The organism is Alkalibacillus salilacus (genome assembly GCF_030812915.1).
GTDB classification, from domain to species: domain Bacteria; phylum Bacillota; class Bacilli; order Bacillales; family Alkalibacillaceae; genus Alkalibacillus; species Alkalibacillus salilacus.
On record NZ_JAUSTQ010000012.1, the window covers coordinates 15,419 to 27,617 of the forward strand.

Sequence of the window (12,199 nt, forward strand, 5' to 3'; positions counted from 1 at the left end):
CACATTCATTGAGAAGATGTTAGCTAACATATGGGTTATTGTTGTTCTGTCAGTGGATGTTTTAGTTCAACTAAATAATAGATTTGAAACGTCAAAACCATTTGGCACCATAAGTCTCATGTTGAGAGAGGGATATTTTATGAAGAGACAATTTTGGTTGGTTTTTTGTATCGGAATGGTTTTAATACTTTTATCAGGATGTGGTGGTTCTAATAATAGCTCAAAAGAAGCAGATTGGGAATCAACAACATATGAAACCGTGAATAATCTTGATGGAGTATCAATGAGTGTAAAAGAAGGTACAGCTTCTCCTGCGGGGCTGACTGTCATATTGAAGAATAACTCAGAGAAGCAATGTGTCTATGGTGAATACTTTTCGTTAGAGAAGAAGGTGAACGGTAAGTGGTATCAAGTCCCTGTGGCCATTGACGGTAACTACGGATTTAATGATATAGGTTATGATTTAGATTCGTCAGCTATTAGTGAATGGACAGTTGATTGGGAATGGTTATATGGAAGTTTGGATACAGGTGACTATCGTATAGTGAAAGACATATTGGATTTCAGGGAGCCTGGAGACTATGATAAGTATTATTTGTCAGCTGAGTTTACCATTAATTAGCTAAACTAAATTTGTGTGTAACAAAGGTGTTCAATAGAATTACTTAAAGTATTGTGGTGTCATTTATATATAGTTAAGTAATTTCAGCTAAAAATAAGTCGTTCAGTTTTGGAGTGGTAAAATGTCATATATATCCATAATTAAACCTTTGTGATAATATTAGCGATGATCGTTATTCGATAATAGGTCAGGTTTGTTAATAAGTACTAGTATTAACAGGGAGTAAATCATGGGGAACCAAAAGGTATTATTGAGTATTATATTAATATTAATCATATCGAATATTATAGTTGCATATAGAGGTTTTGAATTAAATAAAGAACTTGAACAATCAAATCAAGTTATAGATAGTACAGTATGGAATGAATTTAATAATTTACTTGCTAGTTTACATAAAGTATCGGAAGAATTAGCCCAGTATGATGCTTCTATGAACGAAGAAGAAATGGACTTGTATCTTTCTTCATTGGAGAAAGAAGAGAGTCGTTTAAATGAATTAGGAATGAATCTAAGCTATATATTTAATTCGAGAAATCAGGATAAACATACAATATATGAAGAACACATTTGGATTATCGAAGACTTCATAAGTAAAGTATCTGAAGGCGAAGTGACAGATGAAACAAAGATTCAACATATAGCTAAAATCATCGACGAACAACAAAATCAATTTAGTGACTTGTTTTATTCGGATAATTCCATTAATGCACCTGAAGCTAATGAAGACGAAAATATTAGAAAAATTGTCAAAATACTAGATGTAATTGTAGGAGAAATCAACAAAAGTTAATTCTGATAAAACCTAAAAGAATTGAAATATGGAATGGTTTAGAGGAGGAATAATCGTTTTTAAGAATAAAAAATTTATAATCGTTTTTATAATATCAATATCAATATTAATATTCTTATCATGGACGACATATCACTATTGGGGTTTGTATAACCAACAATTAGAAAAATCAAGGGAAAATCATGCTTTTGAAATTTATGAAGTAGCAGTAAAGTTTGATTATTTAGCGGAATTATATTTGTCTTATGAAGAATCTAATGAATTATCGAATGAATATTATGAATCATCCTATCCATACACCAAGATGGATAGAATTAATAATGTCTATGCAGAGCGTCCAATTCCAACTAGTGAATTTGCGGAGCATTTAGATGATTTAAATGAAAAACTAGAAGAAGGTATCACAAGCGAAGAAGCAGTACTAATTAATGAAACGATTACTGAAATAGGTGAAAATTATTACTCCGTTTCAAAAACTGATTTATCAGAGATGCAAACAGATAGTTCTCGAAAGTTATTGAAAGAAACGTCAAATCAGGCATTAGATGAATTAGATGAACTAAAAAGAAAGCTAGAAAAGCAATAAATCTTTCTCGGTGTAAATGGTGATGTGTAGTTAGTAAATAAGTTTTATAGAAAGTGAAGCGGTTAGGAGTGAGTCGTTTAATGGATTATATGAAGACTCACTGTTTATATCGATAAGTATTTTCTGAGAGCACGATATCTCGAACGTTAGAAATATCACATAATCGGGTGGTTGATTGGTTGAATAGGTTATTCTATGAGCTGGAAATTTCTACTTAAACTTTTAAAGTAAACGTCAAATCATCATATCATATGTATGGGTGCTCACCTACTCCAGTAATTACACATAGTTTGACAAGTTGGTTAGGTTGACTTTAACAACTGGAAACTCTGATGATATCTAGTCTGTGTTAGAAAAACAAAAAGGCCTAGTATGGGATACTAGGCCTTAGTCATCAAGATGTGGTCTATACATTTTAAAAACTATGGGTGTAATTATTCACTTACATTAACCCCTGTACCCCAGTCGTACGTTTGTTTATGAATTTCGAATAACATATGTGTATCTAATGATTTAACGCCATCGATCACGCCGATTTGTTGTCGGATGATGTCGTAGAATTCTGTGTTCGAAGGGGTGATGACTTGGATGAATAGGTCGTATTGACCAGATGAACCTGCTATGAATCTTGCTTCTGGGATGCCTTTGAGTTTTTCAACGATGGCATCATATTGATTGAAGTCAATTGATAGACCAACGAAAGCTACAGTACCCATGCCAGTCATAAATGGATTGACGACTCCAACAACTTTGATGAGATTCTGGTCTGTTAAGCGCTGAATACGGTTTCGAACAGTACTAGCAGTAGTTTCTAATTGTTCAGCTAAGTCAGTATAGGATACGCGACCATCTCGTTGTAAGGCTTTAACTATTTGATTATCTAGTTCATCCAAGGTTAGATCTTCGCTAATTTCTCCAAACATTGAAAAACTCCTTCTATTAGTAATCACCTATGACTCTAATGGTATTCTACAATATTTAACAGTTAAAAACGATAGTTATTTTTTCTGAGAGATAGCTATGAGGGTTTCAATGTTCTTCCAACTCATTTCTCTTTGGTTGTTTTCTAATTCCATGATCATTTCGAGTACAGTTTCGGTTAGGGACATGTCTAAGTTATGGCGTTTACCTTCTTCAATCACTGGTGTTAAGTGGAAGGGGACTTCAGTTTTTCGTTTACGTACTGCTATGTCGCGCCAAATGCCACTTTTGACTTTTTTGTAGGTTCTTAGTCGAGCTACAAGTTGGTCGAATTGTTCGTGAATCGCTGACCAGTCTCGTTGTTCATGACCTGGATAGACGGTTTTAGGTTCCCAATTATCGAATGGCTTCGGTTCAATGTTAAGTTGTTGAGCGACACGTAGAACTTCTGATGCTAATTCGACGAACATGACTCGGTGGTCATGAGGGTCGATGATGTCTGCCATTTTCTCGTCAACAGTTGCTGTAGCTGTGAGAATGGCCCCGTAAGCTAGCTTGCTCCAAAGATAGCCTCTGATATGATCGGTGATTTGAGCATTACCCCAGCTTTTTAATCGGTTTTGAATTTCAGTAATTCTGAAGGTTTTCTCTCCATTTAGCTCGCCGATATACATGCTACCGACACCCCCGTACTGAATAAGGCCAGGTTCTTGATAATCAGCAAATAGATTAACAAAACTACCAATAGTTCTGTGTGAACCGACTTGTTCAGCAATGACTTCTTCAGTCAAACCATTTTGCATCGAAATGATGACTGTATCTTCGGTCATCAGAGGTTTAAAATTTTGTACAGCCTGTTCTGTATGCTGTGCTTTGACTGCAAGAATGACTACGTCCAAACATTTTTCTCGTTGAAGTAATTCATCGACTGTATAAGCTTTAACAGGTACGTTGAATTCACTTTCGACCGTTTCGATTGTTAATCCTTGTTCATCCATTGCCCTCACATGCTCTTCGTTGACATCAACAAATGTGACGTCTTCGCCTGCTTTAGCTAAATAAGCTCCAACGACGCCTCCTATAGCACCTGCACCTATAATTGTAAAATTCATCATCAACACTCCTTTATATTAATAGCCAAGGTTATAGACACCTGGTAGATCGAGGTTAAATCCTAATTTTGTTGCGGCTTCTTTTGGCCAATATGGATGACGTAATAAGCCTCTTCCAATCGCAATCATATCAGCTTGATGTTCTTGAATGACCTTCGCAGCTAATTGGGCATCATCTAACTCCCCTACACTGATCACGGGAATATCGAATTCGTGACGGATCGTTTCTGCGTATGGCACTTGGAAACCAGGAGATGTCTCAGGGCGATTAGGTGAATTACCGCCTGTACTAACGTCAAAAGCATCAACACCTGCTTCGATAAACTGTGGAATCATTTGTTTGATGTGACCAAAGTCATACCCGTCTTCACCGTACTCTACTGCTGATAGTCTGAATACTAGCGGCATGGATTCAGGCATATTCGCCTTCACTTCTCGTATAACTTCTAATGGGAAGCGATCGTATTCTCCATATTCATCATGACGTTGGTTACTTCGAGGTGATAGGAACTGGTGTAACAAATAGCCATGAGCTCCGTGTAATTCAATCACATCAAACCCAGCTTCTACCGCTAATTGTGTACTTTGACCGAATTGTTTGACGAGTGATTTGACTTCATCTGTACTTAATTCTCTAGGTACAGGGCTTTCTGGTGAAAAGGGGATCGGACTAGGGCCGACAATGTCTTCATCTTCTATTTTGGATTTTCGGCCAGCATGAGCAATTTGAATACCAGCTTTAGCCCCATAAGTTTGAATGGATTGGTTAATATGTTTATAGGCTTCGACGTGTTGTGCGTTCCACAAGCCTAAACAATTTTCTGATATGCGACCGTTTGATTCAATATTGGTCATTTCATAGCAGACGAGTCCAACACCGCCAATTGCCCGGCTTACGAGATGAATATAATGCCATTCTGCAGGTGTGCCGTCATTGGTTTGGACTTGGTATTGGCACATGGGTGATAACATAATTCGGTTAGGAATGGTAACGCCTTTTAATTCAATTGGTTCAAATAAATGTGTCATGAAATCATCTCCTTTAATCTATTTCTAGTAAATTTTCGACTTTATGTAATTGAAAAGCTAACTCATTGATCGTTCGCTTGATTTTTGTCTGTAAGAAGAACGCGTCATTTGACCGAGGTTCTAATGTTATAAGTTGGTTAATGTCTAGGAGTGCTGGCACTTTCGGTAATGAGAACAATGTATCGAAATCGAAAGTAGAAGACCTAACATAGTTAAATGGGACAAGGTATCTTGATAATGACTTAGTTATTTCATTCGATCGGTCGATTGTTAGATGATTAAATCTTGATTCGTCTAGTAATTGACTTTCGATCCGCTCGATTTGTGTAAGTAATGGTTTCAAGTCAATTAAACCTTTAGCCTTGTTGTGCCATTGCATGAGTCCATCTTTAATATCTTGGATCGCTGCTACTTGATCAATTGGAATATACTTATTAACTAATAGTTGGTGGATTGAACGAACGTATACTTGGCAATCACGTGTTAAGTTTTTAGGCTCAATCTTATCCACTAGATCTTCAGTGGTATGCCACCACCAACCAAAACCGGTCGATTTCCCAGATTGACCGAACATTTCTTGGTGAGCATCCATTTTCGAATGATCAGCTGGTGGCTGTTCAGACAGTCCCATATATAATGAAGGTATTCCAACGCCCCAAAATGATTGATCACCTGCTTTACCGTAACGTTTCCCCTCGAAGGCCTGTCCTGTAAGTTCCCCGACTGATTGAGTTGCGATTTGTTTGGTCTCAGCCATGCAATTGGCTTGAGTGAGGACTGTCGCGTTTTGACCACCAACTGAGTCAATATTAACGTGAGCTATGCAGTTGTCATACAGGTCGAACCAATATTGGTCAGCATAGTAAGCACTGCCGGCATATCGACCATGAGAATGACCAGACCAAAATGCTAATCTCAAGTTGCGATTTAATTGGTTTCTATGATTATTCACAATACGTGCGACTTCAAGCATTGTCGCATTTGCTGTTCCGTTATCCATCGCACCGTAATGCCAAGAATCTACATGGCCACTATATAAAACGAAATCTTTAGTATGTTGATTGGCTTCAATCTCCACAGTAAGTAAGGGAATATGGCGAATACTTGTGTCGACATGTGTTTCCATATAAACAGAGTCGTGGTTCTTAGCTAAAGAAATTAAGTAATCTCCTGTGTCTTTGGTCACTGAAACTGCCGGAATTTCAGGGAAGTCTTTTAATTTATCAGGTGTTGGATTGCCCCAAACAGGTGAGACGATCATTTCATAAGTGAGTGAAGTATTGATGAAGATCGCTCCAAGGAATCCAAGTTCTTGTAGAGTTCTTATTGTTCCAGGTGTTGCAAGGCCATGGATTAATGCGAGATGTCCCGAAGTGTCTGTTGAGTCTAAAAAATTCAAATAATCTTTATCAACAAAATAGAGCGGAGCCTGCATCCCAGGCTCACTTGGTGCCATGGAATGGGTAATACATGATAGATCCTCACCATCTACAGATAATTTGGCATCTAAAGGTAAACTAATTAAAGCTTCATGTTCGATTAATTGAGGACTTAGTCCAAATGAAATAAGAGTTTCATTTATATATTGAAAAGCTTTTCGTTCCTCATCTGTTCCTGATAGACGTTCGTATTGAGCAATCTGTCGTGTATGCTCCATTAAATTTTCTTCGCTGACACATGATACCCAGTCAGAAGCTAGCATAGATCCTCACCCTTTCTTTAAAAAACAAAATAAAAACTAACTATTTTTCAGTATTCTATCATAAAAACTGCATATGATTAATGATTTTGAATAAAATTATTAGATTTTTTATAAAATTTAAAATAAGTAGTTTACATGGCTGAATTTTCTGATTATAATGAAAAACAATTCTTATATAGTCTATTAAACGAGAGGATGAGGCTTCAATGTTAGGTTGGACGTTTACAGCTTGGTTAGTTGTTGTAATTATTCCAGCGATGATTACTGGTTTTTCTATCATTTATTATATGATGGGAGAAAAAAAGCAAGGAGAGGAGGATGAAGCTTAATGGATTGGATGATTATTCTACCGATTATTGTTTATATTTTCATTCTGGTAGGTATTGGTGCTTATTCTTATAAGTTTACAGGAACAAGGGAAGGGTTCCACTTAGGTGGGCGTAAAATCGGTAGTTGGGTAACAGCGATTAGTTATGCCTTCTCTGGAATGAGCGCATTCGTATTAATCGGTTTTGTTGGGATGGTATATACATTAGGTCCGTCATCATTTTATACCTTAATTGGTTATAATATTGGGTTCGCCTTTTCATATATTGTGATTGCCAAGCGTTTGAGAAACTACTCTGAAATATTAGATGCGTATACATATACGGATTATTTCGTTAAACGTGTAAGAGGTAATCCTCACATGATTCGCGCGATTTCTGCAATATCTATTCTAGTCTTTATGTCTGTATATGTAGGATCTCAATTAGCAGCAGGTGGTATGACGATTGAAACGGTATTTGATATTAATCCGACAACTTCTGTCATCATTGCTGGAATAGTTGTTACCGCTTATTGTTTATTCGGTGGCTTTGCTGGTGTGTCCATCACAGACTATTTCCAAGGGATTATAGTAGTTATTGGTACAGCTATTTTGGGTGTTTTCATGATTAATTATGCTGGGGGTTGGTCAGCTGTTGTAGAAGAAGTACGCAACCAAGATCCAGCATTAGTTACGGGAGGCCTAGGAGCAAGTGGCTCGGCACTACTAGGATTAATTTTTGGTTATTTGACACTTGGTGTAGCTATAATTGGTCGTCCTCATGATACGATTCGTTTCTTTGCAATTAGTAGTTCTTCAGAAGTTCGGAAGTCATTCGCCATTACGCTAACAGCTCTAACCATCACTTACTGGGGTGCGTTTCTTGTTGGCTATGCTGGAAGAGTGATCTATCCAAACATTGATAATCCGGAATATATTTTTCCATTTGCACTAGTAGATCTAACACATCCAATTTTCGGTGGATTCATGATTGCGGTATTCTTAGGTTTGTTAATGTCCACATCTGACTCGCAACTTCTGTCTTCGGGTTCAACATTTGGTGAAGACGTTTACCGTAAGTACATTAATATGCATGCTTCGGATCGACAAATCTTGATTGTAACACGCTTGTTCATTGCAATTGTAGGTATTCTATCAACAGTTGTAGCTGTTACTAGTTCTGAATCAATCTTCTGGATTACGGTATATGCTTCTGCTGGACTTGCAGCGACGTTCGCACCCGTACTCGTCTTCTCATTATATTGGGATAAGCTAACTAACGCAGGTGCTGTAGCAGGAATGTTAACAGGTTTCATGACTGTTGTTTTATGGGATAATTTCATGCCTGAATTTTCATTTATCATGACAGAAGCTGTTCCAGCGGTTGTCCTATCGTCAGTTGTTATATATGTTGTGAGTAAGCTAACAGAACAACCAGAATTACAAACGGTTCGAAATGAATTGCAACAAGTGAAGAAAGTATGGAAGAAATAGAAAGAAAGATAGTCGTCTAATAACTATAAATATATAAAGTCTTTGGGGAGTTCGCCCTCAAGAGGCATTTAACAAGATAAGTTGATCATAGAAAGGAAAGGCTTATGGTTTATTGAAGTAAACCATAAGCTTTTTATATTGAAATATAGTTTAATAGATATAAGTTAAGAGAAAGTATTGTTTTAAATATGGAATCAAATAAACTTGGAAAAAATAGGATAACTGATCGTGTTTCAAGCACCATCAACATAAGCTTTTGCACAGATGCATAAGCAGAACCAATATACATAGGAACTTCAGAGTTAAATAATGCGATATAAACAATTGCGCCACCATTTATTCTTCTGTTACTGGAATCATCAAGCTTTTCAACTTATTGTTTTAATAGATTATCCAAACTATAAATTCTATGGATAGTCATTGCAAATGTACAAATAAAACTGTTTATCAATTAGTTACTCTAGCAGGCGAAATTGAAGACTACGTTTTGAGTAATTATCTAGTAGATACAGAATTCTTGAAATAATTAGGAGAGCTGAAATAGATTTCTACAATATTCAACAAATTCTTATACAATAGCCTTCCAACATAACAATTTTTTGTATAAACTAGTAAAAAAGGAGGTGTCAACATGTATTGCCCGAATTGCGCTGCCTCGATTTCGGATAAAGCAGAATTATGTCCGAATTGTGGTGTGCGCCCGTTTCGTGAAGTGAATTATTGCTTTAATTGTAGTGAATCGATCAATGCTAATCAGGAAATGTGTATCAGCTGTGGGGTTCGAGTACATAAAAAAGTGTCTACATCTGTTTCAACTGGTGACGATAGTAAGCCACCATGGTTAATGGCTTTGGTGTCTTTTTTTGTCTCTGGCCTAGGCCAAATGGTGATTGGTCAACTTAAAAAAGGTTTTGCTATTTTAGCTATTAGCATGGTATTAGGTTTTATGACGTTTGGAGCATCAGCTATTATTACGACGCCGTTTGCAGTTATTGATGCGTATTTAGTGTCGAAGAAAGTAGCTGATGGTAGGAGTATTGATGAATGGGAATTTTTCTAATAAGGAGATAGGTTTATGCATTGTCGAGAATGTGGACATCACGTATCGGAAAAGACAGAGATTTGCCCGAATTGTGGTGTGCGTCCGTTAAATAGTCATCATTATTGTCAAAGTTGTGGATCAGAGACTTCTGAAAAACAGGAAATGTGTGTTCAGTGTGGCGTGCGCTTACAACAGGTGGGGTCAGGAAGTCAGTATTATGCAGGTTTTTGGTTAAGAGCTGTCGCGTATTTATTAGATGGTATTATTTTAGCGATTCCGTTAACTTTTATAGGAACTTTTATGGCTACTATCTTTATCGCAAGTGACCCTTATGCTTTTCAAACTGAGGGAAGTGCTGCTGCTTTTGAAATGGGAGCATTTTTGATAGGCTTTGTGTTTAATGCATTATATACAGGCATTTTCCACGCGTCTAAGTGGCAAGCGACTCCAGGTAAGAAAATGATTGGAATTAAAGTCACCGACATGAATGGAAATCGAATTTCATTTGCGCGCGGTTTTGGTCGTGGATTAGCGGTCAATTTATCAGCTTTTATTCTATATATTGGCTTTATCATGGCTGGCTTGACTTCGAAAAAACAAGCGCTGCATGATATGATCGCGAGAACTCTAGTGATCAGATCAAGATAATGATGAACGTCTGCTCTTTTATTAATAGGGCAGGCGTTTTGTTTTTGAGCCTAAACCTAAGTCGCCGATAAAATGTTCAAGGTCGCCGATATATATCAGCGAGCGCCGTTATATTTCAGATGGCGGCGATAAATCTCGGGAGTCGCTGATATGATGAAAATATCGGCGCCTATCTTAAATAATCCATCTTGCAGTCACTCAGAATTGAACATTTCGCTGTTGTGTGTTGTTTGATATTTAAATAGTCAAAAATTTAGTATAAAAATTTTCAAAAATCTCTTGTAAAACGCTTTCATATATTTTAAGATACAACTAAATCGTTTTAGTAAATCGGTTTAGTAATCATCGAAAAGGTTGAAGCTTAATGAATTCCAATAAAGTTGTAACGATTTCAGACGTTGCTGATAAAGCAGGTGTTTCTAAAAGCACGGTTTCTCAATACTTGAACAATCGTTTTGAGTATATGGGGGAACAAACGAAGCTTCGTGTAGCGGAAGCGGTTGAGGAATTAGGGTATCAACCAAACATTGTCGCGAGGTCGTTAAAACAAAAGACATCGACGACGATTGGTGTGATTGTCGCGAATATTTCACACGAGTTTTCCACTGAAATTGTTCGGTCCGTTGAAAAGTATTGCAATGAATCTAATTTCCATATCATTGTCTGTAATGCGGAGGATGATCCTGAGAAAGAAAAAAAGTACATTGAAATGTTGCGGGCGAAACAAGTGGACGGGATTATTGTTTTTCCGACAAGCACGAACAAAGAGCTTTATCAAAGTTTGAACCTCGAGAATTATCCGATGGTCTTTATTGACCGTTATGTGCCAGATGTCAATGTCAGTGCGATTATGTTAGATAATGCTAAGGCATCATCACTGGCTGTTGAAGAATTCACACGCTTGGGGTACGAGCGTTTAGGCATTGTCACAAATTCAACCGTGAATAATGTGACGCCAAGAATTGAAAGAATTGATGGTTTTTCTGAAGCGCTAGCTGAGAATCAATTAGAAATCTATGAATCTTATATTAAAGGTGTAAATATTGAGGATTTTCCTAGAGAACTAGAAAACATGATGACCTCAAGGGACCGTCCAGATGCTTTGTTAGCGGGTAATGATTTAGCATTAATAGAAGTATTAAAATATGCCAAAAACAATCAAATCAGTATTCCAGAGGATTTAGGTGTTATTGGAATTGATGATGTGTCATTCGCGTCTTTCTATAATCCTGAAATTACGACAATTGCTCAGCCAACTGAGGAGATGGGTGAAAAAGCAGCTAAGCTCTTATTAGATCAAATTATGAATCGCGCTGAATCTTCTCCACAAATTCATCGATTTGAACCGACTTTAATTAAACGCTTATCTTGCACTGAGCAAGGAGGTAAAGAATATGAAGGAACATTTTAAATCAATTATTCAAGAATTAGATACCGTCTTAGAAGGCGTAACTGATCATCAAACTGAAGCATTAGCCAAAAATCTCCATCATGCAAGAAGAATTTTCATCGCTGGAAATGGCCGTTCAGGTTTAGCTGGGAAAATGTTTGCGATGCGCTTGATGCATATAGGTTATGAAGCTTATGTCGTTGGTGAAACGATCACGCCAAGCATTACTGAAGATGATACGTTATTGATCATCTCTGGTTCAGGCAACACGAAAACGTTAGTTCACTATGCTACTAAGGCTAAAGAAGTAAGCGCTACCATTGCGCTTCTAACAACAAATGGTGAATCGAGCATTGCCGAGCTAAGTGATACAGTGGTTGAAATTCCAGCAGTCACGAAGGCAACGATGGGGGAACGAACAACGATTCAGCCATTAGGTAGTCAATTTGATCAATCTGCTCATCTTTTATTAGATGGTTTGATTGTTTATTTCATGGAGCATTACGTAGATCAGAATCACGAAGACTTGTCGAAAAAACATGCGAACTTGGAGTAG

General features: G+C 37.1%; 13 protein-coding genes. 9 read left to right on the forward strand and 4 right to left on the reverse strand.

Features of this window, described 5'->3' with window-relative positions:
- Window positions 1-139: 139 nt before the first annotated feature.
- From J2S77_RS12105 to J2S77_RS12115, 3 genes are all read left to right on the forward strand, one after another.
- A complete protein-coding gene (locus J2S77_RS12105; protein ID WP_306977696.1) occupies window positions 140-622 on the forward strand; it encodes an immunoglobulin-like domain-containing protein in 483 nt (160 codons plus the stop codon).
- 229 nt (window positions 623-851) lie between these two features.
- Window positions 852-1,412 (forward strand): hypothetical protein, encoded by a 561-nt coding sequence (locus J2S77_RS12110; RefSeq protein ID WP_306977698.1) that lies wholly within the window; start codon window positions 852-854, stop codon window positions 1,410-1,412.
- A 145-nt stretch (window positions 1,413-1,557) separates the two neighbouring features.
- Complete coding sequence (locus J2S77_RS12115; RefSeq protein ID WP_306977699.1) at window positions 1,558-1,998, forward strand: hypothetical protein; 441 nt, start codon at window positions 1,558-1,560, stop codon at window positions 1,996-1,998.
- 434 nt (window positions 1,999-2,432) lie between these two features.
- Here the strand turns inward: J2S77_RS12115 and J2S77_RS12120 are convergent, their stop codons facing one another.
- The 4 genes from J2S77_RS12120 to J2S77_RS12135 all read right to left on the reverse strand — a co-directional run bounded on the left by J2S77_RS12120 (window position 2,433) and on the right by J2S77_RS12135 (window position 6,762).
- A complete protein-coding gene (locus J2S77_RS12120) occupies window positions 2,433-2,921 on the reverse strand; it encodes an Lrp/AsnC family transcriptional regulator (RefSeq protein ID WP_306977701.1) in 489 nt (162 codons plus the stop codon).
- A 75-nt stretch (window positions 2,922-2,996) separates the two neighbouring features.
- Window positions 2,997-4,031: a ketopantoate reductase family protein gene (locus J2S77_RS12125; RefSeq protein ID WP_306977703.1), complete on the reverse strand. Its 1,035-nt coding sequence runs from the start codon at window positions 4,029-4,031 to the stop codon at window positions 2,997-2,999.
- An 18-nt stretch (window positions 4,032-4,049) separates the two neighbouring features.
- The gene (locus tag J2S77_RS12130; protein WP_306977704.1) at window positions 4,050-5,060 is read right to left on the reverse strand and encodes an NADH:flavin oxidoreductase/NADH oxidase; all 1,011 of its coding nucleotides are present in this window, start codon (window positions 5,058-5,060) and stop codon (window positions 4,050-4,052) included.
- Window positions 5,061-5,073: 13 nt separating this feature from the next.
- Complete coding sequence (locus tag J2S77_RS12135; protein WP_306977706.1) at window positions 5,074-6,762, reverse strand: M28 family metallopeptidase; 1,689 nt, start codon at window positions 6,760-6,762, stop codon at window positions 5,074-5,076.
- A 206-nt stretch (window positions 6,763-6,968) separates the two neighbouring features.
- On the opposite strand from J2S77_RS12135, the gene J2S77_RS12140 reads away from it, so the two are divergent.
- The 6 genes from J2S77_RS12140 (at window position 6,969) to hxlB (ending at window position 12,199) form a co-directional block, all read left to right on the forward strand.
- Window positions 6,969-7,091, forward strand: a complete 123-nt coding sequence (locus tag J2S77_RS12140; RefSeq protein WP_306977708.1) for a hypothetical protein — start codon at window positions 6,969-6,971, stop codon at window positions 7,089-7,091.
- Window positions 7,091-8,563 carry a sodium/proline symporter gene (locus J2S77_RS12145; RefSeq protein ID WP_306977710.1) on the forward strand — a complete coding sequence of 491 codons (1,473 nt, stop codon included), beginning with the start codon at window positions 7,091-7,093 and terminating at the stop codon, window positions 8,561-8,563. Before J2S77_RS12140 ends, J2S77_RS12145 begins: the two co-directional genes overlap by 1 nt.
- A 631-nt stretch (window positions 8,564-9,194) precedes the next feature.
- Complete coding sequence (locus J2S77_RS12150) at window positions 9,195-9,623, forward strand: zinc ribbon domain-containing protein (protein WP_306977712.1); 429 nt, start codon at window positions 9,195-9,197, stop codon at window positions 9,621-9,623.
- 15 nt (window positions 9,624-9,638) lie between these two features.
- A complete protein-coding gene (locus J2S77_RS12155) occupies window positions 9,639-10,253 on the forward strand; it encodes an RDD family protein (RefSeq protein ID WP_306977714.1) in 615 nt (204 codons plus the stop codon).
- A 364-nt stretch (window positions 10,254-10,617) separates the two neighbouring features.
- On the forward strand, window positions 10,618-11,664 hold the full coding sequence (locus J2S77_RS12160) for a LacI family DNA-binding transcriptional regulator (RefSeq protein WP_306977716.1): 1,047 nt from the start codon (window positions 10,618-10,620) through the stop codon (window positions 11,662-11,664).
- Window positions 11,648-12,199 (forward strand): 6-phospho-3-hexuloisomerase, encoded by a 552-nt coding sequence (hxlB, locus tag J2S77_RS12165; protein ID WP_306977718.1) that lies wholly within the window; start codon window positions 11,648-11,650, stop codon window positions 12,197-12,199. Before J2S77_RS12160 ends, hxlB begins: the two co-directional genes overlap by 17 nt.

Bases quoted from the DNA above. Each gene is read 5' to 3' on its own strand.
- J2S77_RS12130 (WP_306977704.1), bottom strand. From the start codon at position 5,060: ATGACACATTTATTTGAACCAATTGAATTAAAAGGCGTTACCATTCCT.
- J2S77_RS12155 (WP_306977714.1), top strand. From the start codon at position 9,639: ATGCATTGTCGAGAATGTGGACATCACGTATCGGAAAAGACAGAGATT.
- J2S77_RS12125 (WP_306977703.1), bottom strand. From the start codon at position 4,031: ATGAATTTTACAATTATAGGTGCAGGTGCTATAGGAGGCGTCGTTGGA.
- J2S77_RS12110 (WP_306977698.1), top strand. From the start codon at position 852: ATGGGGAACCAAAAGGTATTATTGAGTATTATATTAATATTAATCATA.
- J2S77_RS12120 (WP_306977701.1), bottom strand. From the start codon at position 2,921: ATGTTTGGAGAAATTAGCGAAGATCTAACCTTGGATGAACTAGATAAT.
- J2S77_RS12135 (WP_306977706.1), bottom strand. From the start codon at position 6,762: ATGCTAGCTTCTGACTGGGTATCATGTGTCAGCGAAGAAAATTTAATG.
- J2S77_RS12160 (WP_306977716.1), top strand. From the start codon at position 10,618: ATGAATTCCAATAAAGTTGTAACGATTTCAGACGTTGCTGATAAAGCA.
- J2S77_RS12150 (WP_306977712.1), top strand. From the start codon at position 9,195: ATGTATTGCCCGAATTGCGCTGCCTCGATTTCGGATAAAGCAGAATTA.
- hxlB (WP_306977718.1), top strand. From the start codon at position 11,648: ATGAAGGAACATTTTAAATCAATTATTCAAGAATTAGATACCGTCTTA.
- J2S77_RS12145 (WP_306977710.1), top strand. From the start codon at position 7,091: ATGGATTGGATGATTATTCTACCGATTATTGTTTATATTTTCATTCTG.
- J2S77_RS12140 (WP_306977708.1), top strand. From the start codon at position 6,969: ATGTTAGGTTGGACGTTTACAGCTTGGTTAGTTGTTGTAATTATTCCA.
- J2S77_RS12105 (WP_306977696.1), top strand. From the start codon at position 140: ATGAAGAGACAATTTTGGTTGGTTTTTTGTATCGGAATGGTTTTAATA.